Origin of the sequence: Candidatus Filomicrobium marinum (assembly GCF_000981545.1) — a bacterium.
GTDB lineage: Bacteria > Pseudomonadota > Alphaproteobacteria > Rhizobiales > Hyphomicrobiaceae > Filomicrobium > Filomicrobium insigne.
This window is the reverse complement of sequence record NZ_LN829119.1, coordinates 1,132,922-1,157,706: the sequence shown is the minus strand read 5'-3', so window position 1 is coordinate 1,157,706 and position 24,785 is coordinate 1,132,922. Positions and strand designations below refer to the sequence as shown.

Below are 24,785 nucleotides of genomic sequence, written 5' to 3'. Positions count from 1 at the left end.
ACCTTTTTCGAGGCTTAAGCCACCTTCTTAATGCGGGAAAGGACTTCAGCAACTGTCGTGCCCATATCGCCTGGAGTTTGCGCGATGGTTACACCACATTCTTTCAAGATTGCCACCTTCTCCTCGGCGGCTTCACCGTAAGAGGTCACGATCGCGCCAGCGTGGCCCATCGTCCGGCCTTTTGGTGCCGAAAGACCTGCAATATACGCAATCACAGGCTTCTTCATGTGATCGCGGGCAAATGCGCCGGCTTCCGCTTCCTGCGGACCGCCGATTTCACCGATCATCAGGACGGCGTCCGTTTCCGGGTCCTTCTCGAACTCTTCCAGAATGTCCTTAAACGACGAGCCGTTGATTGGATCACCACCGATCCCGACTGCGGTCGAGACGCCGATATCCAACGCCTTCAGCTGCGAGGCCGCTTCGTAACCCAACGTACCGGAGCGACCGATAATGCCTACGCGGCCCTGCATGTAGATGTGGCCCGGCATAATGCCCAGCATCGCACGGCCCGGCGAGATGGTGCCAGCGCAGTTAGGGCCTGTCAGACGCATACGGTTTTCTTTTTTGTAGCGGCGCATGTAGCGCTTCACGCGGATCATGTCCTGGGCCGGAATGCCGTCTGTGATGCAGGTGCAGTATTTGATGCCTGCATCAGCAGCTTCCATGATGGCGTCAGCCGCAAAGGGCGGTGGCACGAAGACGATCGAAGCTTCGGCACCAGTTTCTTCGACTGCACCTTTGACGGTGTTGAAGACCGGACGGCCGAGGTGGGTTGTTCCACCCTTACCTGGGGTCACACCACCCACAACATTGGTGCCGTAGTCGATCATTTCCTGTGCGTGGAAGGTGCCGATGCGTCCGGTGAAGCCCTGGATGAGGATCGGCGTATTCTCGTTGATGAAGATTGCCATGTTCTATCTCCTCGTCTCACGCTGCTGCGGAAGACTGCCGTGCGGCAGCCACGGCCTTTTCGGCAGCGTCGCGCAGGCTGTCGGCATTGATCACGGAAAGCCCGCTTTCAGAAATGATCTTGCGACCCTCTTCGACGTTCGTTCCAGCTAGGCGAACGACGACGGGCAACTTGATATCGAGCTCAGTGATGGCATCGACTACACCCTTCGCAACCCAGTCGCAGCGATTGATGCCTGCGAACACGTTGACGAGCAGCGCCTTGACGTTCGAGTCCTTCAGAACCGCGCGGAACGATTTCTGGACGCGCTCGGGACTGGCGCCACCGCCGATGTCGAGGAAGTTGGCAGGTTCACCGCCGGCAAGCTTGATCATGTCGAGCGTTGCCATGGCGAGCCCCGCGCCGTTCACGACACAACCGATATCACCGTCGAGGCCGACGTAAGACAGGCCGCGGTCGGATGCGTAAGTTTCTCGTGGATCTTCCTGGCTCTTGTCGCGCAGCTCGGAGATCTGTGGGCGGCGGAACAGAGCGTTTGCGTCAAACGACATCTTCGCATCTAGAGCGATGAGAGAGCGTTCACCCGTCACAACGAGGGGGTTAATCTCAAGAAGGGTCGCGTCGAGATCACGGAAGGCGCGGTAGCAGCCGAGAATCGTGCGTTCGAATTTATTTACGAGATCGGGCTCGATACCGAGGCCAAAGGTCAGCTCGCGTGCCTGAAAGCCCTGCATGCCGACGGCAGGGTCGACAACGACGCGCAGAATAGAGTCAGGCTGCTTTTCGCTAATCTCTTCAATGTCCATGCCGCCGGACGAAGAAGCGACGACAACGATGCGCTCCTGGCCGCGATCCATGATAAAACTCAAATAGTATTCTTTGGCGATGTTCGTGCCTTCTTCAATATAGAGGCGCGAGACAAGCTTGCCTTGGGGGCCGGTCTGGTTCGTTACCAATCGCTTGCCGAGCAGGGAATCGGCGGCTTCCCAAATTTCGTCGTCCGTCCGGCAGATTTTGATGCCGCCGGCCTTGCCACGGGCACCGGAATGGATCTGAGCCTTAACGACCCAAACCGAGCCACCGATTTCGTTAGCGCGGTAGGTTGCCTGCTCAGGCGAATAAGCCAACCCACCGCGCGCGATGGGAACGCCAAACTTCGCCAGAAGTTCTTTGGCCTGATATTCGTGTATGTCCATGTATTCCTCCCTTTCGGGGCGCCCGGGAGTGCCCGGTACGCCCCATCGCAAAAGATCAGGATTTACGGGCGTCGGCAGCGGCCTTAATGGCATCGCGGGTCACGAGGATGTTTCGTGCCATGCGTTCTGACGCAGCGTCGATCATCTTGCCGTCGAGTGAAGCGGCGCCCTTGCCTTGCTCTTCGGCTTCTTTCAGAGCCACGACAGTGCGTTCCGCCTTTTCGACTTCCTTCTCGGTTGGCGAGAAGATCTCATTGGCGAGCGTGATCTGAGATGGGTGGATTGCCCACTTGCCTTCGTAGCCCAGGGCAGCAGCACGACGTGCCGAGTCCTTGTAGCCTTCCGGATCGTCAATGCCGCCGAACGGACCGTCGATTGCACGCAGACCATAGGCGCGGCATGCAACCAGCATACGGGTCAGCGAGGCGTGCCACTGGTCACCAGGATAGTCTGGGTTGAGACCACCGATCACAACCGTGCGCGAGCGCAGGCTGGCGGCATAGTCGGCAACGCCGAAGTGTAATGCCTCCATGCGGTTGGGATATTGTGCGATGGCTTCAACGTTGGCCATGCCGAGCGAGGTTTCAATCAATGCCTCAAGACCAATACGGTTCTTGAAACCTTTGCCTTGCTCGATCTGCGAGACCATCGCGTCGACCATATAAAGGTCTGCGGGTACGCCGACCTTTGGAACCAACAGCGTGTCGACCTTTTCGCCGGCTTGCTCAACCACTTCGACGACGTCGCGATACATGTAGTGCGTATCAAGGCCATTGATGCGGACGGAAACGGTCTTTCCGGCGCCGCGCCAGTCGATGTCGTTAAGAGCCTGGATGACGTTGGCGCGCGCTTTGGTCTTTTCTGGCGGAGCGACGGCGTCTTCAAGGTCCAAGAAGATGTAGTCGGCTTCGCTTTGCGCGGCCTTTTCGATCATTGAAGGGTTGGAGCCAGGCACGGCCAATTCACTACGGTGCAGGCGGGCTTTGCGCAGATTGTATAGCGTATGACTCATAGGTGTTTGGTTTCCTCACGTTTTAGGCACGACTTCACCGTCCCTGCCCTGGGGTTTCTATCCCGGGGCAAGGGCCGCGCCGTTTGCAACAACGCTTGTTATTCTGCCCGGCCTAATCAGGCTGGGCTATTGGCTTTTGGGTCAGCTTGCCAGCATTAGGCTAACCTGATCGCGGCTTGCAGCCGATTTCACTGCGATTTCGCGGAAGTGATCTGCCGCGGCACCTGTTCCCGAGCCAGGCTCAATCTTAACGCCGCGAGCGCGCAAAGTCATTTCCACGGCGCACCGCGCGCCGCCAGATATGTTTTTTTCCAAAGTGCTGAGATGTGAAGGCATGTCCTCCCGGCGGATGTCCATCGCGAGCCAAACCCGATCAGAAATGAACAGGTGCGGTTGGATAAGCATCAGCCGTTTCCTCCCAGCTGGTTTCCGTACGTTGTCAGGGTTTTGTTGATTTTCGCGGAGTGCCAAGAAGGGCAGGTCTGCTTATCATTTATATCGCGACTCTACTCGCACCTGCCGAAGATACGAGGTCGCGTTTCCCTAACGGTTATTAGTCGGCGCAGTCACTATCGGCGTTCGCTTGTACGGCTGCAACACCCGGGCGGGCAAAAAAGCACCGCCGGTTGGCGACGCTTTTTTTGACCCATATGGGTGGTTTTCCACCTACTCGAACGGGTGGGTCAGCGCTCCGGATTCGACAACGATAGGGCCACCGCCATCGCACGGTTCTTGACGCCCAGCTTATCGTACAGGTTCTTGAGGTGATATTTGACGGTGTTCTGCGAGATGCCAATGCGACTTGCGATCTGTTCATTCGTTAGCCCGTTCGCCAGGGCACGCAGAAGTTCATGCTCGCGCGTGGTGAGCCCCTCAAGTGGATCATCAGACAGAGCGCCGATATCGACATAGGGCAGGCTCAAACGTCCTCGAGCAACACTGGCTAGCGTATCTAGCAAAACCGAGGGGTCTTCAGACTTTGATATGAACCCCCAAGCGCCAAGCATTACAGCTTGACGCAGCACTGACGGATTGCTGTCGCCCGTATACACCACACAACGGATCGGCAGTTTACGGCGCCGCACGGCCCGAAGCACATCAGCTCCAGACATGTCGGGAAGTCCCCAGCCAATGACGCCGATCGTGGCTGGTTTCGTTTCGCAGCTGGCAAGAAAAGCATTACCGCCGCTGACAATCTCCGTCACTTGGAAGCGACCATCCTTGGCGATGTAATCACGAAGGCCGGCACGAACGACGGGATTTTTGTCGGCAATCAGCACGCATATCGGGTTTTCGCCACCAGCGGTGACATTCGGACCGGCTAGTGGGGCCACTTCATTCATACACGCCGTTCCTTTGTCGACAGCTCGCCTTCTTCATTGAACCGCTTTTCCATCGTCACTTCGCCGCTCCCTGCGCTTCAACATTGGCCGTTGGACTTACCCGCTGCCAAGTTTCCTGGTTGAAGACGATCGAACTTGCTATCTCCCTCCAGGCAATACTGGGGCACTCGGAGGGCTGCGGCCTTAACCAGTGTATTAGGTTATAGGTAGAGATTGAACCTTTCCTGATGCGACACGCTCAACGGAAAGTTCATACTTCTCTTACCATAGTTCTGATTTTCAGAGGCTCTGTCCGTATCTCTTCGCGGTTGGGGGTAGCCTATTCCTCGTCAGCGTACATAAATGCCTGACGAGGTGGTGCGCCCACGGCATAAGATAAGGATTATCATGGGATCCTCGCTACTTATGTCATGCGTTACGTTCTTTTTTTATCATTAATATACGAGCTATCAGGACTGCTCAGGAACGAAGCAAAGGGCGCCAACTTGGGGAACTCAGACGGACGGGATGCTGGCCGATCCGCAGAGCGCCGAAGGTTCGGTAGGCGCTCGACGCTCAAACGTGCCACCATCGTTACTGAAGACGGTGTACAGACGGCATGCTTTGTCGTCGATATTTCAGACAATGGCGCTCGCTTAAAACTTGGCAATCCCTCAAGTGTACCCGATAGGTTCGGCCTCATGATTGAGGCGGATGATTTCAGCGTTCGCTGCGCAGTCGTTCGGCGCGAAGACGCACATCTGGGAATTAAGTTCGTCGGATCGCCACGACGATTATCGTGGTTTCGCAATCGATCCCGCCTGTCTCAGCTCAATTTCGTTCTCGACTGAGAGAAAAAAGCGAGCCGACTGCCGCCGGCTCGCTCCTCGGCATCATATATCTGTTAGTCCTGAATCAACACGACAACCTGATGCTCATTCGGATCTACAATTGCAATCTGGTCATCGACGATGAAATAGCGGCAGGACCCTAATCGCGACACGCGCTTAAGGACCGGATCGGGAAACGTTCTCAGCTCAACGGAGGACGGAACGTCCCAACCGATAGATACGCCTCCCACATTCACCTCATTACGCATTTGCACCGACCTCAGCAGATAGGCTCGGTCATCGGCACTCAGAGTAATGTCTTGCGAACAGCGACCCGAACCACCACCGCTTGCATAGGTGCGGTTGCCAGACGAGTCGATGACAGCCACAACGTCATAGGTATCCGGCTCTACGATGACATAGCGATCGTCCACGTAGACGTACTCGTAGCCCCGGTACTCAGGAACGATGGCAACAACCGCTGTGGGGACCGGATAGTAGTGCCAGTCGCGCGGCATCTGTCGGCCGATCGAGATATCGATGTCGACGTCAGTATGCTCCTTTACATCAGAGCGGTCGCGGAAGGCCGTGCGCACGCGGTCTTTCTTCTCACCCTGAAGCTCAACGTTTGCAGCCTTTTTTTCGCCGCGGTCAGACTTGGTGTCAGCGCGTTTCTCACCCTTGTCGGCTTTATCGTCGTCTTGTTTCTGGGCGCGACGCTCACTGTCATCATTTTTCTTCGACGCGCGTTTGCTATCGTCGCGATCAGCCTTTTCGTCCGAACGATCCGCTGATTTTCGTTCCGACTTGTCGTTGTCTTCCTTGGAGCTTGATCGCGTTTTTTCACGAGACTTGTCGTTGTCCGATGCGCTCTTCTTGGACGCTCGATCATCGTTTCTGCGGTTATCCGCCGAATCCTCGTCTTTCGATTGACGCTGCTTCGCTTGCTTCGAATCTTCGCGGTCCTTGCGCGATGAACTCTCGTCGGCGGCACGGCGACCTTTAGTCTCTGACTGTCCTCGTTCAGCCCTCTCCGGGGCATTGCCACGCTCCGCACCGCGTTCTTGTGCTTGGCTTCTTTGCTCTTGCGCTGGCCGCTCCTTGTTCTGTGCTGGCCCTTCCTGCGCATAGGCAGCACTCATGCCACCAAGCATCAGCACGGCTGACAACGCTATATGTACTGGTTTCATGAAACATCTCCTTGGATTCGTTTCCATTTGATCGGAATTAAAAAGGGCTTCGCATATTTTTTATGCGGGCCCCTCTCGCTTCAATTAATTCACTTCGAATGGCCGAGTTCCGCGAAATAGTAGTGCGTGCGCTGATGTTCACTTCGCCACGTAATTCCATGAAATAAATTGACAAACAAGAAGGAACATAACCCGCCAAACCGCGTTCCGTGAGGGGGTCGCAATCCAATGGAGGCGTACATGATACGTTTTGGATTTAAGTCTGCGGCCGTGGCGGTCATCGCACTCATGGCGGCAATTTCAAGCGCAAAAGCACAAGGCGTTATTATCAACGATACTTACTACGACAGCGATACGATTTACGATTACGGCAGGGATACACCACGAGATCCACCGACAACTGGACAAGGCGACGTCGCCAATGTGCCCCCGGCGGGCACGGGCTATTCTGGGTACGTCGAGTACCCAGCTCCTTTGCCAGGAACACGTGTTTACGGCTGGGTTTCGAGAGGCCCTGCTCCTGGTTGTGGAGAATACCAGTATTGGAATGGCTCTCGCTGCCTAGACGCTCGCGTCGATCCCCCGAATCCAGGGGTCGCGGATTAATTTTTTTCTGGAGGCTGCGCGCTTCTTGTGCGGCCTCCGTACAAACACGTCAGATTCTTTCGGTGCTATGGCGTACAACAACAGGCAACTTACATTCGTGCGCTGACGACGCATATCATCGCCCGAAGACCTGATTAAAAAAAACGTTGGGATTATTTTCTCATATTACATTCTTTTCCCATGCAGCCCTCGGAATAATAAAAGGGGCTTACGGAACAAAACATTAGCCGGGCACGTTAATCGCATCCGCACCAGTAGGAGGCGTAGATGCGAAATACACTATTCAGTCCCATCGCAGCGGCAGCATTCGGTCTGGCGCTCACCGCAAGCGCAGCGAGTGCGCAAGATGCCATCGTTTATGACGCGTACGACGATTATCCTCCCCCTTACGAAATCGTCGAAGTTCCACCTCCCCCGCCAGCTGCCGTCGTCGAGGTTCCCGGCCCGGGTCCAACCCGCGTTTATGGCTGGGTAGCCGCGCGGCCTGCGAGCTGCGGCGAATACCATTATTGGGATGGCGCTCGGTGCCTCGACGCCCGTGAGGATCCGCCTGACACGGGGCCTCGCTGGTGATCGATCGGATTTTGAGTAGCGTGTGCGCCTAAGTCGCCAATTCATGCGCGAACACGCTACTTAATCTTTTCTCGTTCGATGAGGGTACGTTTGCGTTCTACACCCCATCGGTATCCCGATAGGTTCCCATCCGTCCGCACAACGCGGTGACAGGGTATCGCCACCGCGACGTGGTTAGCTGCGCACGCGCCTGCGACCGCGCGTACGGCTTTGGGCTCTCCCATGCGCCGGGCGAGTTCCGCATAGCTGACCGTTTCACCGGGTGGTATCGCGCGCAATGCTTGCCAGACACGATGCTGAAAAGCAGTTCCGCGAACATCCAGCGGCAAATCCCATTCGGCATGAGGCGTCTCGACGAAGCCGACGACGTGTGCGACGAGCTTTTCAAACTCTCTGTCCCCTCCGATCAGGCTTGCGTTCGGAAAGCGATCCTGCACCTCGCGTACGAGTTCGTTAGGATCATCACCTAGGAAGATCGCGCATACTCCTTTGCCACTCGCAGCAACGAGGATCGCCCCGAGAGAGCATTGGGCCACTGCAAATTTAATCTCGGCGTTCGCTCCACCGCCCCGGTAGTCCGTTGGGGTCATGCCCAGGATGTCTGTCGCCGTTGCATAGAAACGACCATTAGAGTTGTAGCCTGCATCGTAAATCGCTTCCGTCACGCTCGTGCTCCTTCCCAACTTCTCACGGACCCGCTGCTGACGCGTTGCCGTGGCGTAGGCCTTGGGCGTAACGCCGACGATGGACTTGAACAGCCGATGAAAATGAAAGGGGCTTAGCCCGACCGCATGCGCCAGGTCATCCAGCTTTGGCACGACTTCAGCTTCCATGATCAAACGACAGGCTTCGGCAACCTTCGCCGCGTGTTGTGCGCCCGGCACCAACTCATTCGGCTTGCAACGCTTGCACGGCCGGTATCCCGCGGCTTCTGCCTCAGCGCACGTATCGTAGAACGTGACGTTCTCACGTTTGGGGCGGCGGGCGGCGCACGACGGCCGACAATAAATGCCGGTCGTCGCCACGGCGGTATAGAACTGGCCATCCGCTGTCTTGTCCTTCGCGACCACGGATGCCCAGCGTTGGGCGTCTTGGGCCGCGCGTGCGGCATCATTCCTAGTACGGGTCCGGGGCATAGAAACAGCCTGAAAGTCCATCGGTTCAGTTGCACTCTTGCGTGAAACTTAGTCCCGCGCCAACGACCACGCACCCCGATCCTTGCTTTCAAATCCAGAAGCGCCTCTACGGCATTACGGGCGGCATGTATGTCAGCGTGTGAGCGAACAGCCAAAATAGGAAGAGCCCGATGGGGACGTGCCAGAGAAACTGCAGAAATGTGTAGCCCACGATATCGCGCGGTTTCAGCCGGAGAACGCCGAGCAGCGGCAGCATGAAGAATGGGTTTATCAGATTTGACATGGTGACCGCATTAAAGGCCTGAACCGCCCAGCCGAGGTGCACCTTCAAATCGTTCGCAGCCTGCATGACGTGGGAGGCAGCTAAGATCCATCTCGCTCCGCCTGCCGGAATGAAGAGGCCAAGAATGATGGAATAAAGTCCCATGACGATGGTGTACGTCGACTGTGTCGCCAGACTGGCGAATGCATGCGCCATCTGATCGGTTACGCTGACACCTGCCGCATTCGTCGCGTTCGTCAGAATGGCGGCAATGCCACCATAGAAAGGAAACTGAACGAGGACGCCACCGACTGACGGCACCGACTTTTGAACGGCTGCTAAAAAGCTGCGCGGACGCCAGTGCAGCAGCAGGCCCATCATGATGAAAATGAAGTTATAGGTATTGAGGTTCGAAATCCCGCCGATGAGGCCGCGCGTCGCGAATTCCTGAACGAGCCACATCCCGCCCAGTGCAACGAGCGCTATCGTCAGGATCGGCGAATACTCCAACCACTCACCGGGGCGCGACGGCGGGTCCAGATCGCGCGCGTCGAGCGAGACATCAACGCCCATATCTTGCGCCCTCAGCGTCGACCCTCTGGAGGGCACCGACCACCAGGCAATCGCAATCGACATAATGAAGAAGAGTGCACCGGTGAGGAGCGACTGCCAGAGGAAGATCGTTTGCGTCAGCGGGATGATGCCCGTGACGTTCAGGATCGAGGCCGGCAGACCTGTGGGATTTGCTTGAAACTGTGCAGCGGCCGAACCGATACCGAATGCCCAGGTGGCGCCAACGCCGAGGTATGCTGCCGCGCCGGCAGCCCTGTAATCCATATGAATGTCTGTTCGCCGCGCGCAGGCACGCGCCAGCAATGCGCCGAAGATCAAACTCATCGCCCAATTCAGCATGGAGACCAGCATCGCGACGGCGCCGATAAACACCACCGCCCCGCGTCCTGTCCTCGGGATGCTGGCGAGCCATTCGATACCGCGTTCCACCGGCGGCGCGACGGCGAGCACGTAGCCGCCGATCATCATCACGGCCAACTGCATCGTGAAGAGAACGAGGCTCCAGAACCCGTCCCCGAACGACTTCGCGACGACGAGTGGGGGCGCCCCATTGAGCAAAGCGGCAAGCGCAACGATGGCAACGGCGAGACCGACAAACACAAAGGCATCTGGAAACCAGCGTTCGGCCCATGCGGTAAATTTCAGCGCAGTCCGCGCAAGCCAACCGTCCTCGCGCGGCGAGGCGTCATCAGTCACGGCCATGGAGAGCTTCTTTCGAGAGGCAGATCCGATTGGAATGAATGCGCTGGCGCGGCGTTCGATTCCGCGCGCAGCATGCCCCGTGTCGGGTAGCGTTGTATATTACGCCATAGTATCGGACTTGTGGACTAGCGAAATTTCTTCGCGCTGAATAATTTCAGCCCGAGTTCAAGCCTTTGCGCATAACAAATCACAATTGGTCTTTTAATCGCTTGATACCGTCAACGTATTTTTGCTTCTCGCGAACAACGTCCGAAACATAATTTCTCAAAGACTCATTATATCTCTCGATATCTGCGCGTTGCCATTCCACATACTTCCTCAATAAACCATTCTGAGCCTTCATTTCCCGCCTAATTTCTTCAATGTCATTGTGACATTTTACGCCTATCGACACTGAGCCATTCGAAACAATCCCATGTAGTGGCGATGATTTAGTCGTGGGCTGAATGCGAAATAGGCAACTATCTCCTTTAAATGGATAAGTAAAAACTACTTGCACGCCATCTATCTCAACTGATCTCTCATAATCTCTTACAAAAATTTTTGCCGGAGTTATTGCTTTATCTACGTCATCGAAATCAATAGCTAGCGGCTTCATGCTTGCGTGAGAAATTATCTTGTTTGCAAGCTGGTCTTCGGTCATCTCTGAGTTATTATCTTCAATTAAGTGCTGAGCCTGATTGAGTAATTCGCGTTTTTTATAATCAAAATGATCACTGATATATTCTCCTGTAAAGAGCGGCTGTCCGTAATACATTGGTTAGTCTCTCAGATTATTGCTGCTAAAAATATTGGCCGAGCGATTGCCACCAGGAAACCATTGCGAACAAATGGGGAACATTGTGGCAGCTTTGTGACTCCACCCTCATCGCGCAGACCGCGGTTTCCCAGACGGGCATCGACTGATGGGGCCTCACATATCCAGCACAATCCGATAGCGCGCTTTGCCGGCTTCGAGGTGCGCCATGGCCTCGTTGACCTTCGCGATCGGGAAGTGTTCCGTCTTTGGCAGGACGTTATGGCGGGCGGCGAAATCGACCATGTTGCGCATCGTGATTGGAGACCCGTTTGGCGAGCCCGACACGCTGCGTTGCTGCATAATGAGTTCCATCGCGATAACCGGGATCGGCTTCAGGACTGCGCCGACGACGTGCAGGCGACCCTTGGGGCCCAACGTGTTGATCATCGCCCGCCAGTTGAGCGGTACGTTCACCGTCACGATGAGCAGGTCGAGCGAATTGGCGACGGACGCCAGAGCCGCATCATCGCGAGAATTGACGACGTTATGGGCGCCGAATGCGCGCGCTTCATCCGCCTTCGAGTCCGTTGAGGTGAAGGCGGTGACTTCGCATCCCCATGCATTCGCGAACTTCACGGCAAGATGCCCCAGGCCGCCGATGCCGACGACACCGACGCGATCGCGAGACATGATCTCGAATTGCTCAAACGGCGTGTAGACGGTGACGCCGCCGCACATGAGCGGACCTGCCTCGGCCGGATCGAGCCCGGCCGGCAACGGGATCGCCCAAGGCCATTGTACGCGGACGCGATCCGCGAAGCCTCCATGACGGCCGACAATCGTGCCTTCACCGGTTGGGCAGAGATTTTGATCTCCGCCGATACAGGGATTGCAATGCATGCAACTTCCCGCCATCCAGCCGACACCGACGCGTTGCCCTACGGACAGGCCTTTCGCGAGTGGGCCCATATTCGTGATTTTGCCGATGACTTCATGGCCCGGCACGACGGGATAACTGGAGATGCCCCACTCATTGTGCATCATCGACAGATCGGAATGGCAGATGCCACAGTGCTCGACGGCGATTTCGACTTCTTCGGGCCCGAGTTCGCCTGGATCGTATTCGTAGGGTACGAGCTTCTCCTTCGGCGCGCTTACAGCCCAAGCCTTGATCATGCGAAATACTCCATAGATGTGGTCGCGCTGCCCGTGTTCGCCGCAGGCTCAACGGTCAGTTATTTTGAAAGTTCCTGAGCAGCGGCAGGGCACGGACCAACGCGATGGCCGCTCTGAACCTCGGTCATTGTCATGTTCTTGCCGCCCATCTTCATGGTGATACGCCCCTCGAACCGGTCTCCGCGAAGGTCAAACGTTGCAGAAGCTTGTCCTCTGTTTGTGCCCGGACAGACGATGTCGAACCGTAAGGCGCCACTGTCGCTTGAATTTATTTTCGTGTGCGGACATTTGGCCAGCGGATTATTATCGCTCAAGACGCCCAGGCCAAGAGTGAGGTTCTCGCCCGCTGCCTCAACGCACAACCGCGTGACCTTGGTCGCGGCGCCGGTATCCAGATGCGGCAACTCAAGACGCACGGTCACGTCATAAGAGCCTGATGCAAGACCAAGGTCCAATGCGCAGGCCGGACCGAACAGGAACGCCTCCAAGATCAACGTCACCCAGAAGACGGATTGCACCAACTTGTACCGCGTTTTCATACCTGCTGCCCTGTTGGTTCATTTCAAGGAACTGGTGCGCCAGCCCTCAGAAACGGCAACCTGTTTCTTGCTTTCAAAGTCCGCCTTGCTTGTATGTTAGGAAACTTCCCCAGGCTTTGTCTCCGGCGTAGAGCGGCTGTTGTCGCACTGTCATAGAAGCTTTCTAGAAATGCGCTCATGCCATCAGTGTTGAGGACGGGCGAGACCATGGGCGAGATTGATCCTGCGATGACGCGTTCACAGGCTTACGAAGAAGCAGAGAACGTCGGACGCAACGAAAGCGCGAACCCGACGCTGGGTGACGTGATCGCCCAGCGCTACAGCCGTCGCGACATCATGCGCGGGGCGCTCGCCGTCACCGCGATCACGGCTACGGTTTCGCCATTGGCTCTCGCGGCGGCCTCGGCAGCACGCGCGGAAGGCGCAGCACCAGTGTTCGACTTCCCGGAAGTCACCGCCGGTGTCGACGACAAGCATCACGTCGCTAACGGCTACGACGCGCAGATCCTGATCCGCTGGGGCGACCCCGTGCTTTCCGGTGCACCGGATTTCGATCCGCAGAAACAATCCGCCGACGCTCAGGCAAAGCAGTTCGGCTACAATAACGACTACCTCGGCTACATTCCGCTGCCCGACGCTGAGAACCCTTCGACGCACGGCCTCCTCGTCGTGAACCATGAGTTCACCAACGAAGAGCTGATGTTTCCGGGCCTGCCCAAGCAGGATAAGGACGCGGCGTTCGGCCAGATGACGAAAGAGCTGGTCGACATCGAAATGATGGCGCATGGCGGCTCGGTCCTCGAAATCCGCAAAGAGAACGGCACATGGTCGGTCGTGCCGGATTCAAAATACGCGCGGCGTATCACCCCGGAAACCGAGATGACCATCAGTGGTCCCGCAGCCGGTTCGGACCGGATGAAGACATCCTACGACGCGGAAGGCCGCAAGGTTCGCGGCATGCTGAACAACTGTGCGGGCGGCGTTACGCCGTGGGGCACATGGCTGACGTGCGAAGAGAATTTCAACGGCTACTTCTGGGGCGACTACTCGGACGATCACCCGGAAGCCCGGAATGCCAAACGCTATGGCGTTGCGGGTCGCTGGTATAACTGGGGCCAGTACTACGACCGTTTCGACGTGAGCAAAGAGCCCAACGAGCCGAACCGCTTCGGCTGGGTCGTCGAGATTGATCCGCTTGATCCCAATTCGGTGCCGAAGAAGCGCACGGCCATCGGACGCTTCAAGCATGAGGGTGCCGCCAGCGTCGTCAACAAGGATGGCCGCCTCGCAATCTATCAGGGTGATGACCAGCGCTTTGACTACGTTTACAAGTTTATCACGCAGGGTGCCGTCAACAGCGACGACCGCGCGGCGAATAAGGATCTGCTCGACGCGGGCACACTCTACGTCGCGCGCTATGACGCCGATGGTACGGGTGAGTGGCTGCCGCTCATTTATGGCGAAGGGCCGCTGACGGACGCCAACGGCTTTGCCTCCCAGGCCGACGTTCTGATCGAAACGCGGCGTGCGGCGGACCTGTTGGGCGCGACGAAGATGGATCGCCCGGAAGGTACGGACGTCACCCCGCAGACCCACAAGGTCTACGTGATGTTGACGAACAACACGCGCCGCAAGCCCGAAGACGTCAACCCGGCGAACCCGCGTGCGAAGAACGCCTTCGGGCATATCATCGAAATGCACCCGGACGGCGATGACCACACGTCCACGACGTTCAAATGGGAGATCCTCATCAAGTGTGGGGATCCCGCGATTGCTGAGATTGGCGCCACCTTCAATCCGGCGACCACGCGCGACGGCTGGCTCGGTATGCCGGACACCGTATGCGTGGATGCCAAGGGGCGCCTGTGGGTTGGTACGGACGGCCAGGCCGAGGACAGCACCGGCCGGACCGACGGTCTTTATGCGGTTGAGACCGAGGGCGCGTTGCGCGGCACGTCGAAATTGTTCTTCCGCTGCCCCGTCGGCGCCGAGCTATGCGGTCCGGAAGCGACGCCCGACGTCGAGACCTTTTTCGTCGCGGTTCAGCACCCCGGCGAAGACGGTGAAAGCTGGAAGGCGTTCGGACGCGCGTCCACCTTCGACGATCCGGCGACGCGCTGGCCCGACTTCGATCCCAACCTGCCGCCGCGCCCCTCCATCGTGGCGATCACGAAGAAGGGCGGCGGGAAGATTGCGGGGTAGGCGCTGCGGTTAAGCGGTACTGGCTGGGGACGCTCGCATCCCGCAGATCGCGGCGATGACGAAAATCAGGAACGAGGCGGCGTAGCCGAGGGAGGAGACGGCTGCGATGGGCTCGTATTGCCCGTACCCTTCGTAAAGAAGCCAGAGGCCGACGACGAGGGCTGCGAATGAGATTTCGGCCAGCCAGAAGTGCAGTGTCGCCAGAAGCTTTGGAACTGCGTGGCCGTGAGCGCAATAAAACAAACCAAAAATCGCGAAGCTCACCCATCCAATGACGAGAATATGAGCATGTGTTGGTAACTGGCCGTGGTTTTTGGACATGGCCATGTGAAGGCCCAGCAAAATTCCGAGCACACCGTAGACTAACGCCGTTGCAAAAAACGCTTTCCCGAACCCACGCATTTTTCCCACTCTCCCTGCAGCCTTCTGCCGCCGTCCCCCGTGTGTTCCGGTCTGGGCCGCTGGGTCGGCGTGGCTCGTTCATATCGCATCTGGGTTATGGTGGGCGAGTGGAGAAATGATGCGATGAACAGCCCTTCGAATTTGACGCGGACGGGGCCAATACCCAGTTATAAGTTGCTATGCTTACCGTTCTTCTCGCCAAGGTCCTCGGCATATTCATGATCATCGTCGGCGCCGCCGTCGTTGTGCGCAGGCACTATTTCATTTCGGTGATCGATACCTTCATCGAACAGCGCCTGACGCGGCTCGTGTTGTCGATGGTCGAGCTTCTGGCCGGCCTGTTTCTTGTCGTCTCGCACAATGACTGGTCGTCGCCGCCCGCCATCCTCATCACGGTTTGCGGGTGGCTCGCCGTTATCGAAGCGACGACGTACCTGTTCCTGCCAGACGCAATGTTCGCGAAATTTCTGCGCGCCCTAAGAAACCCAACGGGCTATGCCATCGGCGGCCTCGTGTCCGTTGTTCTGGGGTTGTATCTCGCGGGCTATGGGTTTGGCTGGCTCTGAGTGCCGACAGACCGTCCCCAGAGACTTTCCGCTTTTCGTTGAATCGCGGAAAGCCCGAAATTCTTTTGTGGTGGCACTTCTCACCGAAAACCGGTTCCCACTTTTCCGGAAGCACTCTAGGCGGCGTCGCGGCGCCATACCGGAAACGGGTCTTCGAGGTCGCGCCAGCGATTTGTGTCGACGGTGCCTTCCCGGGGAAGCGGCAGCAGACATGCGTTGAGTTCCGCCGTCAGCGCATCCTTGTCCATCTCGCGGGTGCCAATGAACACCAGCTCCTGTCGGCGGTCTCCCCAGAGGCGGTGCCATCCCTTGTTGATCCGTGCCACAAGCTCGTCGTCTGCTGGCCAACGCTCCTTGGGTACGGCCGCCCACCAGTATCCGACCGCCTCGTGGCGCACGAGGGCGCCTGCCTGGGATAGCTCGCCGACCCAAGCGGGGCGCGTGGCGAGCCAGAAGAAGCCCTTGGCGCGCACGACGCCGGGCCAGGATTTGTTCATGAACGCGTGCAGCTTTGCCGGGTCGAAGGGACCTCGTGCCCGGTAGACGAAGCTCGATATGCCGTACTCTTCCGTTTCGGGCTGATGATCGCGGAAGCCATTCAACTCCCGGAACCAGGTCGGGTGGTGGTGCGCTGCTTCAAACGAAAAGAGGCCTGTATCGAGGATATCGCCCAACGCGACCTGGCCTTGGCTCGTTTCGATCAGACGGGCATCGGCATTGAGCGCCCGCACGATCGAACGCGCGGCCTCGATCTGATGCGGCTCAGCGATATCGGTTTTGTTCAAGACCACGACGTCGGCGAACTCGATCTGTTCAACCAGTAGACTCACGAGCGGGCGCTCGTCGTCCTCGCCTGCCGTTTCACCCCGGTCGGCGAGAAAGTCTTGCGACGCGTAATCCTTCAGCAGGTTCGCCGCATCGACGACAGTCACCATCGTGTCCAGCCGGGCGATATCAGCTAAGCTCGCGCCGTCTTCGTCGCGGAATTCGAACGTCGTTGCGACAGGAAGCGGCTCGGCGATCCCCGTGGATTCGATCAGCAGATACTCGAAACGCCCTTCATCGGCGAGGCGGCGCACTTCGCTCAGAAGGTCTTCTCGCAACGTGCAGCAAATGCAGCCGTTCGACATCTCGACGAGTGTCTCGTCCGTGCGGGAGAGGTTCGCGCCGCCTTTGGAGACAAGTTCCGCGTCGATGTTGACCTCGCTCATATCATTGACGATGACGGCGACCTTCAGGCCCTCGCGATTGTTCAACACATGATTGAGCAGGGTCGTTTTGCCGGCGCCGAGAAATCCCGACAGCACCGTGACGGGCAAGCGCTTATCCGGCGTGGCGGCGTCTTCGTCGAGATAGGTCATAAGCTTCTGATCCAAGGCAGCCCTCATTCTTTTCAACGCGAGTTCGAAGTGGACGCGCACGACATCGCTGGCGCACTACCTAAGCTTATTGCGGATGTTATAACATCCGTCAAGGGCCGTTGGTTTGAATGGGGTGCTGATGCGCGGTGTGAGTGGATGCGGTAATGCGGCGGGAGCGTGCGGCGGGGAAGTTTGGGTCGCGGCGTCGCGATAACCGCCACGCTTAGCGGCTTGCGGCGTGCGTGGGGCAGCACCTGATCAAGATGGCTAAAGGAAGTAGGCGGAGTGGGGAGGGAGGCGCCCCCACTCCGCAACCGATGCCCAAGGGGAACGAAGGCATCGGCGGGCCATCTTCGCGCGTTTGCGGCGCGGGGCTCATTGTCGTGCTTCTTACCGGAAAACCGGTGCCCACTTTTCCGGAAGCACTCTGGCGCGCGTTGCAAACGGTCCGAGTCATTTGCGGAGATGGCCGCTTAACTGAGCCGAACCGGTCCAAACAGGCCGGGGACTGTTCGTCGCGTCCCCGGGCTTTCAGGCTTAGCGTCTCTGTCTGGTGGTGCTTTCCGCACTTAGTTCGTGACCGGCAGGCGCTCGACGTGGACGTCGTCGTTCTGGCGGCTGATCTCCACCTTGGTCGGGGCCTCACCGTAGGCATTCGGCGAAGACACGATCACCGACTGACCTGGCGCCAGCACAGCCTCGAAACGAACCGACTGGCTCTCGGGATTGGCCAACGTCGCAACGACGTGGAAACCTTCCTTCTTGACCGTGTAGTAGGCGACCCCGTTGACACCGGCGAGATCGATCGTGCGACCGAACGCAGGCGTGAGGACATCCGCTTGAGCGGCCAATGCAGAGGTTGCAGCAACGACGAATGCGGCGAACGCAAGGGTGAACTTTTTCATCTTCCATTCTCCTGGTTGGTTTGGGTTGGCACTTGTTCTGTTGGAAGGGCATTGGCGCCTTTCCGTCTGGACCAGAGAATGGTATGAGGGGCTGAATTAATCAAACAGATTGGATTGATATTGGCCATCGATCACATCAATTTAAGTCGTATCGACCTCAATTTGCTGGTCGCCTTCGATGCCCTGATGGCGGAGCGGAGCGTCACCAAGGCGGCAGCGCGGGTGGGGCTTGGTCAATCGGCCATGAGTCACAATCTCGCGCGCCTACGAAAGCTGTTCGACGATGAGCTGTTGACGCGGAGTGCGGACGGCATGCAACCGACGCCCCGCGCGCTTGCGTTGGTCGATCCGGTGCGGATCGTGCTCGCCAATATCGAATCTCTCGTCAATCGGCCGGAAGACTTCGACCCGCGTACTGCCGAGCGGGTCTTTCGCGTCGGGCTTCCAGACAGTGTGGAGGTGCTCGTCGGCCCGAAACTGCTCGCGCACGTCTGCGCAGAAGCACCCGGCATCCGCTTCCGTTTCTACTCGACAGACGAGCGGCGTATCCTGGATGAGCTGGACGCGGACCACATCGACCTCGGGATCGGCATCGGCACCTTCCCGGAGGGGCAAGTCCATCACAAGCGGCGCGTCCTCTCGACGGATTCCTACTTGTGCATGTTCAATGCGGGCAAAGTCGATCTCAAGCTGCCGATCTCGCTCGAAGACTATGTGCGGCTGCCGCATATCCTGACGAGCCTGCGCAGGGGCGAACGCGGTGTTGTCGACGATGTTCTGGAAAAGCTCGGGCTTTCACGGAAGATCGCCGTGGTGACGCCGCGCTTCGTCGCCGTGCCGATGCTCGTTGCCAGCTCTCCTGTCATCACGACCATGCACGCGCGGCTGGCGCGCTATTTCGCGAAAGAGCTGGGGCTGACGCTCAGCCCGCCGCCGATTGAGCTCCCGGTGCTGACAACCTCGCTGCTGTGGCATGCGTCCTACGACAGCGATCCCGGTCATGTCTGGCTTCGGAATACGATCGTGAAAGTCAGCCAGGAAGCCGAGGCGGATTTGACGGGGTAGAGGGGCCTACCTCTCGATAACGCAGCAGCCTTCGTGGAGGTTGTCGTCGTCCGAGAGCAGAACCTGGAAAGTGTAGTCGTAATCCGACATCCCGTCGGAGCACCAATTCTGATGGGAGACCGTAGCTCTGACCTTTCGTCCGTTGGCGTCGGTTAGCCGGTAGAGCAAGGGGAATGGGCGCCCCACGGCGGGTTGAACGCGGTCCGTGGTGAGCTTGGTCCGCGACTCTGGCGTGGAATATTCGCCTCCGTTAGGGCCCAGCGTAACGCCCCAGAACGGCTCCGTTCCCGAACAGCGAAACGTTTCGCCCTTGAGATCGGGAAATCCATCAGCGCCTTCCAGGAACTTGGCGTTCACCCAACCACCTGTCGTTCCGAAGGACACCTCCAACCAGCGCTGGTCCTCGACGCGCTTCGAGCGGCCTGTTCCAAGCACATCAGTTGCATCAGCCGGGATACGTCCGACCTCTTTCCACTCCGACGGCTTGCCGCCATCAAAAGGCTCTTCGCGAACCGTGAGGCTGTCGCCCTTAGCGACACCAGCGACCTTGTAGCTTTCGAAAGCCCAGGCCGTGTCGCACGACCACGCGACGATGAGCGCACAAACGGTGAAAACGGAAAAGACAGGTGACTTGGCCATTTGCGTCTCTCATTGGGCTAGGTTATTCGCGGCAAATCGTGACACGCTTTGTCGCATCGGCTCAAGCGGGATAAAACGACGGAACTCCTCACGTCTTACGTTCTTATTTTGTCGCGCGGTTGTCCGCACGCAGCCGACCTCGGCTTCACGGCCAGGACACCCTCTGCGTCGTGATAGCGTCACGATTGCGTGGTTTCGTTTTTTCCCAATCTGCGGGAAAAACGGCTCGTTTCACCCGACCCATCGAGGGAATAAAAATGAGAATACTGAAGCTGATCGGCGCCGCCGCCGCTCTGATGGTGCTTGCTTCCGCCGCAGCCCAGGCGGCACCGGGCTTTTCTACGGCTAACGTGAACCTCAGGACTGGTCCTGACATCGACTTTCCCGCCATCGACGTGATCCCCGAGGGGGATGACGTTGAAATCATGGGGTGTCTGGATGATGAATCCTGGTGCGAAGTCCTCTGGGACGGCGATCGGGGGTGGGTGTTCAGCGAATATCTCGCCTTCGATGGCCCCGGTGGCTACGTGTCGCTTCTCGACGTTGGACCTGCCGCTTACCACGTCCCGTTCGTCACCTTTGCCGCGCGAAGCTACTGGGATCGCTACTATGTCGGTCGTCCCTGGTATAGCGAGCGCGCGCGCTGGTATGCCCACCATGTCCGCCCACGCCGCGACTGGCATCGGCCGCCTTCCGGCAGACGCAATGCGGGGTGGTGGCGCAAGAACTACCGCGCTCCTTCGGGGCTGCGCCCGCCACCACATCACGGCTGGAAACGCCCGTCCCGCGAGATACGCCAGGAGGCTCGACGTCATCGCCGCAATGCAAGACAAGAGTACAGACAGGATCGCCGTGACGATCGACGCGATCGGAGGGATAACAGACGGGACGATCGTCGGGATGACCGGCGCGACCACCGGCATGATCGCCACTGATTGGTGCAAGATGTGATTCGAAAGCCCCGGCGCCTGCGCCGGGGCTTTTTCGTTGGGCAGTCAGGCGATTAGATGGTTGACCGCTTCCACAGAGCATAAAGCTCTTCGCCGTCTTCGAACCGCAGGGGCAAATGGCGTGCTGAGATCGATTGCTCGGAAAGTGGCCTTGCCAACTGGTCATAAACCGCCGCCGACGAAAGCCCAAAGGGTTCACCTTCCGCGTTGGAATAGGCGTAGGTGACACTCGTGATCCCCGACATGTGTATGGCCGCCAGGCACATGGGGCAGGGCTGCCCACTGGCATAGATGGCACATCCATTCAGGCGGGGCGTCCCTAGTACGGTGCTCGCTTGCCTTATGGCGTTGAGTTCAGCGTGGCTTGTCGGATCATTCGTCTTGAGGATCTCATTGACGCCGGTCGCTATGACCTTGCCATCCTTGACGACAACCGCACCAAAGGGGCGGCCGCCCTTCACAGCGTTTTCACGCGCCAGCTCCAAGGCCTGGCGCAGCCAGACTACGGCGTCGGCCATCTCCAAGATCCCCCGGATGGTGGGCTGTTCAAGTTGTCATTCGGAAAAATGGTACCGCCTACTTGATTCGAACAAGTGACCTCTAGATCCACAATCTAGCGCTCTAACCAACTGAGCTAAGGCGGCACACGCTGTAGCGATGTCTTTCACGGCATCGCTCGCAAAAAAGAACCCCCAAAAACATCGCGGAGGGTGCTCGCGTCAAGTGAAAATAGCCGCTCTGCACAGAGAGGCCAAGGGGGGTGCGGCCAAAACAGTGGGAATTTGCCGCGAAATGCGTATCCGGGCTTCCAAGTGTGTCATACATCGGTAGGATGGGGCAGGTGTATCTCGGGGGAGGGCACCGCAGCGGTTTGATGGCACCTGACAAGGACCGTCAAGGACTTCGTGCACGCGGACTTGGGGCTAGTCAGCCAGATTGGCGATGACGAACAACGGTTACCAGTTGGAGCAGAAAGACCGGCCGGCCGACAGCCGCTGTGACGTTGTGGCGCGTGAAGAGGCGAAGTCGTTGTGCAGCTCCACCGTTCACGAACTTGCTCACGAACTGAAAACACCAATCAGCGCCATAGTTGCTGCCGCTGAGATCATGCGCGACGAGCGACTGGGGCCTTTAGCGAACGAGCGCTATCGCGGCTACGTGGGAGATATCCACGAGAACGCGGCGCAAATGCTGAAGTTGATCGACCGGCTTCTGGCGCGGCGCATTCTCGAGCAGGCAAGCGACGAATTGGAGCCCGTCGAAATCGATACGGAGGCCCTGGTTCGCGCGACCGCCTCTGCCCTGCAGCCGCTTGCTGAACAAGCCGGTCTCAAGCTTCAGGTTTCGGTAGGTCCGGGCCTGCCAACGCTCGTTGCTGATCCCACCAGCGTGCGACAGATTCTCGTCAATCTCCTGACGAACGCATTGAAGTTCACGCCGCGCGGTGGCGAAGTTTTAATTGAAGCCCACCCCGATCCCTCCGGACGTACGGTTATCGCTATCATCGACAACGGCGGTGGCATGGACGAGGACCAGTTGCTGCGCGCACTGGACGGCGTGAGGTCTCATCCGCCAACCGATGGCAGCGGCGGCTCTGGCATCGGCTTGCGTCTCGTCAAGGCCCTCAGCCAAGCAAACGGTGCGGAATTTTCGCTGGCCAGCCAGCCTGGGCAAGGTACGCGCGCGACGATCACCTTCAATCCTGCCACTCATTGGGCCGCCAGCAGAGCGCCTTAGGGCAGAACTGGCGAGAACGACCGAGATGCGCTAAGGCAGCGGGACCTTTGTTAGGAGCCTACCGTGATGCCACCCGACACAATGCCCGAAACTGTTCTCGCCACGTTCAACGGTGTTGCAGAGAACTGGGTGGGATTGCAGCAGCAATGAGTTGGCTTACACGGACGCGTCCTTCGCTGCAGGACGCGATGCGATCTCTTGCCGGACTTGGGCAACACGTTCGTCGCTGGCGCGCGCGACGGCGCGCATCCCCGCTATGGACGGCGACTGTCGCGACCATCCTCGCCATCATGCTCATGCCCATCGCGACGATCTTCGTCCTCGCGGTGTCTCCACATGAAAACATCTGGCCACACCTGGTCAGCAGCGTTCTACCCGTCTCACTGCGAGACACGATTTTATTGATGGTGGGCACTGGATTTCTGACCTTGACCGTTGGTACAGGGACGGCGTGGCTCGTCACCATGTATCGCTTTCCTGGCCGCGCGTTGCTCGACCGTCTGCTGGTCATTCCTTTGGCCGTACCGACGTACATCATCGCTTACGCTTACGTCGAACTGCTTGACTTTGCGGGACCGGTGCAAACGGCCTTTCGCACGGTGTTCGGATTTACTTCGGCGCGGGACTACTGGTTTCCCGATATCCGATCGTTGGGCGGCGCGATCTTCGTGATGTCGGCCGTTCTTTACCCCTACGTCTACCTGACCGCACGCGCGAGCTTCGTGCAGCAGTCCGTTTGCGCGTTGGAAGTGGCACGGACCTTGGGACGGTCGCCCATGGGGACATTCTGGGCCGTCGCCCTACCCTTGGCGCGCCCCGCGATCGCGGCCGGCTCGGCCCTCGTTCTTATGGAAGTGCTGAATGACATCGGAGCGGTGCAGTATCTGGGTGTTCAGACGCTGACGGCGAGCATCTATTCAACGTGGCTGCAACGCTCCAATCTCGGCGGTGCCGCGCAGCTTGCCAGCATCATGTTGCTATTCATCTTTGCGCTCTTTCTTCTCGAACGGTTCGCGCGCGGCGGCGCGCAAGTACACCACACAACCGGACGCTATCGCTCCATATCGTTCCAGGACATTGAAGGAGTCCGCGGTTATCTGGCCGCTGCGGTCTGCAGCCTTCCCTTCGTTCTTGGGTTCGCTGTGCCGTTTCTTCTGCTGGCTCGTAACGCCGTTGTCTTCCTCGGAGAAGGGCTCGCGGCCGGGTTCCTTGGCGCGACGGCCAACAGTCTTATGCTGGCGGCGCTTTCGGCTATCGTCGCTTCAGCACTCGCGCTTACCCTTGGCTATGCCCGTCGCGTCGCCAACAACAACATCGTACGGCCTGCCGTACGGGCGGCTGGACTCGGCTACGCGGTACCAGGAACTGTTCTTGCGCTAGGGTTGCTTATCCCGCTTGCGGCCTTCGATAATTGGGTTGACGCATTCATGCGCTCGAGCCTTGGGGTTTCGACGGGATTGCTGCTTTCAGGATCGATCTTCGCTTTGGTTCTTGCCTACACGATCCGGTTTCTGGCCGTCAGCCTCGGCACGATCGAGGCGGGGCTTGAACGCATATCGCCCAATCTGGATGCGGCCGCGCGCGCTCTGGGCTCAAGCCCGATGTCAGCGCTCATGCGCGTACACCTGCCGATGTTGACGCCGGCGCTCGGCACGGCAGCGCTTCTCGTCTTCGTAGATGCCATGAAGGAGTTGCCGGCGACACTCCTGCTGCGACCATTCAACTTCGACACGCTCGCGACACACGTCTATAGCTTCGCGGCACTGGAGCAATTCGAAGAAGCCTCTCTATCGGCGGTTGCAATCGTCATCGTTGGCCTGGTGCCGGTCCTTCTCCTGCACCGTGCTGTTGCCGGTGGTCGTCCCGGAACCTGAGCAATATTCTCCGGTAGGAAGGTCGGTTACCGCCTGAAGCTCATGTAAACGCGCAATAATGCATCCGTTTACGGAGGTAATTCAGCAACGCTTTACCCACAGTCGTTATCGAGTAAGCTGCGGACCACGCTCGCATTTTGCTGCGATTTCTGTAGTCTGGCTGCAACGGTTTGGCTCAGAATTTTTAGCCTGCCGCGGCCCACTGCCTTTGTCTCAGCGCTTGTGCGATACCGGTCCCTCCCTTACAAGGAGAGCCGACGTTCGTTTAGCAGCGTCGCTGCTGAAGGGTATTGGGGAGGCAGGCTCTTGCGCATG

Annotated in this window: 25 protein-coding genes and 1 tRNA gene; 9 read left to right on the top strand and 17 right to left on the bottom strand. The window is 58.3% G+C overall.

Annotated elements, in window-relative coordinates:
- Positions 1-14: 14 nt before the first annotated feature.
- From sucD to YBN1229_RS05645, 5 genes are all read right to left on the bottom strand, one after another.
- Positions 15-914, bottom strand: a complete 900-nt coding sequence (gene sucD / locus YBN1229_RS05665; RefSeq protein WP_046477328.1) for a succinate--CoA ligase subunit alpha — start codon at positions 912-914, stop codon at positions 15-17.
- 16 nt (positions 915-930) lie between these two features.
- Positions 931-2,109 (bottom strand): malate--CoA ligase subunit beta, encoded by a 1,179-nt coding sequence (locus YBN1229_RS05660; protein WP_046477327.1) that lies wholly within the window; start codon positions 2,107-2,109, stop codon positions 931-933.
- Positions 2,110-2,164: 55 nt separating this feature from the next.
- Positions 2,165-3,121 (bottom strand): HpcH/HpaI aldolase/citrate lyase family protein, encoded by a 957-nt coding sequence (locus tag YBN1229_RS05655; RefSeq protein ID WP_046477326.1) that lies wholly within the window; start codon positions 3,119-3,121, stop codon positions 2,165-2,167.
- Between the two features lie 141 nt (positions 3,122-3,262).
- Positions 3,263-3,526: a hypothetical protein gene (locus YBN1229_RS05650; protein WP_046477325.1), complete on the bottom strand. Its 264-nt coding sequence runs from the start codon at positions 3,524-3,526 to the stop codon at positions 3,263-3,265.
- A 278-nt stretch (positions 3,527-3,804) separates the two neighbouring features.
- Positions 3,805-4,464: a response regulator transcription factor gene (locus YBN1229_RS05645; protein ID WP_046477324.1), complete on the bottom strand. Its 660-nt coding sequence runs from the start codon at positions 4,462-4,464 to the stop codon at positions 3,805-3,807.
- 410 nt (positions 4,465-4,874) lie between these two features.
- Between YBN1229_RS05645 and YBN1229_RS19340 the strand changes: the two genes are divergently transcribed.
- Positions 4,875-5,294 carry a PilZ domain-containing protein gene (locus YBN1229_RS19340; protein WP_052743728.1) on the top strand — a complete coding sequence of 140 codons (420 nt, stop codon included), beginning with the start codon at positions 4,875-4,877 and terminating at the stop codon, positions 5,292-5,294.
- 53 nt (positions 5,295-5,347) lie between these two features.
- Here the strand turns inward: YBN1229_RS19340 and YBN1229_RS05635 are convergent, their stop codons facing one another.
- Positions 5,348-6,463, bottom strand: a complete 1,116-nt coding sequence (locus YBN1229_RS05635; protein ID WP_046477323.1) for a DUF1236 domain-containing protein — start codon at positions 6,461-6,463, stop codon at positions 5,348-5,350.
- A 240-nt stretch (positions 6,464-6,703) separates the two neighbouring features.
- On the opposite strand from YBN1229_RS05635, the gene YBN1229_RS05630 reads away from it, so the two are divergent.
- Positions 6,704-7,069 carry a hypothetical protein gene (locus YBN1229_RS05630; protein ID WP_046477322.1) on the top strand — a complete coding sequence of 122 codons (366 nt, stop codon included), beginning with the start codon at positions 6,704-6,706 and terminating at the stop codon, positions 7,067-7,069.
- A gap of 267 nt (positions 7,070-7,336) precedes the next feature.
- On the top strand, positions 7,337-7,642 hold the full coding sequence (locus tag YBN1229_RS05625) for a hypothetical protein (RefSeq protein ID WP_046477321.1): 306 nt from the start codon (positions 7,337-7,339) through the stop codon (positions 7,640-7,642).
- Positions 7,643-7,698: 56 nt separating this feature from the next.
- Here YBN1229_RS05625 and ada read toward each other — a convergent pair whose 3' ends face one another.
- The 5 genes from ada to YBN1229_RS05600 all read right to left on the bottom strand — a co-directional run bounded on the left by ada (position 7,699) and on the right by YBN1229_RS05600 (position 12,769).
- Positions 7,699-8,778 carry a bifunctional DNA-binding transcriptional regulator/O6-methylguanine-DNA methyltransferase Ada gene (gene ada, locus YBN1229_RS05620; protein ID WP_046480026.1) on the bottom strand — a complete coding sequence of 360 codons (1,080 nt, stop codon included), beginning with the start codon at positions 8,776-8,778 and terminating at the stop codon, positions 7,699-7,701.
- A gap of 106 nt (positions 8,779-8,884) precedes the next feature.
- Complete coding sequence (locus YBN1229_RS05615) at positions 8,885-10,315, bottom strand: short-chain fatty acid transporter (RefSeq protein WP_046477320.1); 1,431 nt, start codon at positions 10,313-10,315, stop codon at positions 8,885-8,887.
- Positions 10,316-10,502: 187 nt separating this feature from the next.
- Positions 10,503-11,072, bottom strand: coding sequence for a hypothetical protein (locus tag YBN1229_RS05610; RefSeq protein ID WP_046477319.1), 570 nt, complete (start codon positions 11,070-11,072; stop codon positions 10,503-10,505).
- Positions 11,073-11,228: 156 nt separating this feature from the next.
- Entirely contained in the window at positions 11,229-12,230 is a 1,002-nt protein-coding gene (gene ahr / locus YBN1229_RS05605; protein ID WP_046477318.1) for an NADPH-dependent aldehyde reductase Ahr, read from the bottom strand.
- 59 nt (positions 12,231-12,289) lie between these two features.
- Complete coding sequence (locus tag YBN1229_RS05600; protein WP_082101034.1) at positions 12,290-12,769, bottom strand: DUF3617 domain-containing protein; 480 nt, start codon at positions 12,767-12,769, stop codon at positions 12,290-12,292.
- A gap of 207 nt (positions 12,770-12,976) precedes the next feature.
- On the opposite strand from YBN1229_RS05600, the gene YBN1229_RS05595 reads away from it, so the two are divergent.
- A complete protein-coding gene (locus tag YBN1229_RS05595) occupies positions 12,977-14,971 on the top strand; it encodes a PhoX family protein (protein ID WP_046477317.1) in 1,995 nt (664 codons plus the stop codon).
- A 9-nt stretch (positions 14,972-14,980) separates the two neighbouring features.
- Here the strand turns inward: YBN1229_RS05595 and YBN1229_RS05590 are convergent, their stop codons facing one another.
- The gene (locus tag YBN1229_RS05590; RefSeq protein WP_046477316.1) at positions 14,981-15,373 is read right to left on the bottom strand and encodes a hypothetical protein; all 393 of its coding nucleotides are present in this window, start codon (positions 15,371-15,373) and stop codon (positions 14,981-14,983) included.
- A gap of 179 nt (positions 15,374-15,552) precedes the next feature.
- On the opposite strand from YBN1229_RS05590, the gene YBN1229_RS05585 reads away from it, so the two are divergent.
- A complete protein-coding gene (locus YBN1229_RS05585) occupies positions 15,553-15,939 on the top strand; it encodes a hypothetical protein (RefSeq protein ID WP_046477315.1) in 387 nt (128 codons plus the stop codon).
- 116 nt (positions 15,940-16,055) lie between these two features.
- On the opposite strand, the gene zigA is transcribed toward YBN1229_RS05585, so the two are convergent.
- Together zigA and YBN1229_RS05575 are read right to left on the bottom strand one after the other, a co-directional pair.
- Positions 16,056-17,300, bottom strand: coding sequence for a zinc metallochaperone GTPase ZigA (gene zigA / locus YBN1229_RS05580; RefSeq protein WP_046480024.1), 1,245 nt, complete (start codon positions 17,298-17,300; stop codon positions 16,056-16,058).
- Between the two features lie 569 nt (positions 17,301-17,869).
- Positions 17,870-18,205 (bottom strand): hypothetical protein, encoded by a 336-nt coding sequence (locus YBN1229_RS05575; protein ID WP_046477314.1) that lies wholly within the window; start codon positions 18,203-18,205, stop codon positions 17,870-17,872.
- Between the two features lie 120 nt (positions 18,206-18,325).
- Here YBN1229_RS05575 and YBN1229_RS05570 point away from each other — a divergent pair, with 120 nt between their 5' ends.
- Entirely contained in the window at positions 18,326-19,270 is a 945-nt protein-coding gene (locus tag YBN1229_RS05570) for a LysR family transcriptional regulator (protein ID WP_046477313.1), read from the top strand.
- Positions 19,271-19,276: 6 nt separating this feature from the next.
- Here YBN1229_RS05570 and YBN1229_RS05565 read toward each other — a convergent pair whose 3' ends face one another.
- Positions 19,277-19,909 carry a COG3650 family protein gene (locus YBN1229_RS05565; protein ID WP_052743727.1) on the bottom strand — a complete coding sequence of 211 codons (633 nt, stop codon included), beginning with the start codon at positions 19,907-19,909 and terminating at the stop codon, positions 19,277-19,279.
- A 257-nt stretch (positions 19,910-20,166) separates the two neighbouring features.
- Here YBN1229_RS05565 and YBN1229_RS05560 point away from each other — a divergent pair, with 257 nt between their 5' ends.
- Positions 20,167-20,844, top strand: coding sequence for an SH3 domain-containing protein (locus tag YBN1229_RS05560; RefSeq protein ID WP_076605287.1), 678 nt, complete (start codon positions 20,167-20,169; stop codon positions 20,842-20,844).
- 68 nt (positions 20,845-20,912) lie between these two features.
- Here the strand turns inward: YBN1229_RS05560 and YBN1229_RS05555 are convergent, their stop codons facing one another.
- Positions 20,913-21,377 (bottom strand): nucleoside deaminase, encoded by a 465-nt coding sequence (locus YBN1229_RS05555; RefSeq protein ID WP_046477310.1) that lies wholly within the window; start codon positions 21,375-21,377, stop codon positions 20,913-20,915.
- Positions 21,378-21,426: 49 nt separating this feature from the next.
- Positions 21,427-21,503 (bottom strand) — tRNA-His (locus YBN1229_RS05550).
- 298 nt (positions 21,504-21,801) lie between these two features.
- On the opposite strand from YBN1229_RS05550, the gene YBN1229_RS05545 reads away from it, so the two are divergent.
- Together YBN1229_RS05545 and YBN1229_RS05540 are read left to right on the top strand one after the other, a co-directional pair.
- The gene (locus YBN1229_RS05545; RefSeq protein ID WP_052743726.1) at positions 21,802-22,596 is read left to right on the top strand and encodes a sensor histidine kinase; all 795 of its coding nucleotides are present in this window, start codon (positions 21,802-21,804) and stop codon (positions 22,594-22,596) included.
- Between the two features lie 146 nt (positions 22,597-22,742).
- Entirely contained in the window at positions 22,743-24,470 is a 1,728-nt protein-coding gene (locus tag YBN1229_RS05540) for an ABC transporter permease (RefSeq protein WP_244465017.1), read from the top strand.
- Positions 24,471-24,785: the final 315 nt, after the last annotated feature.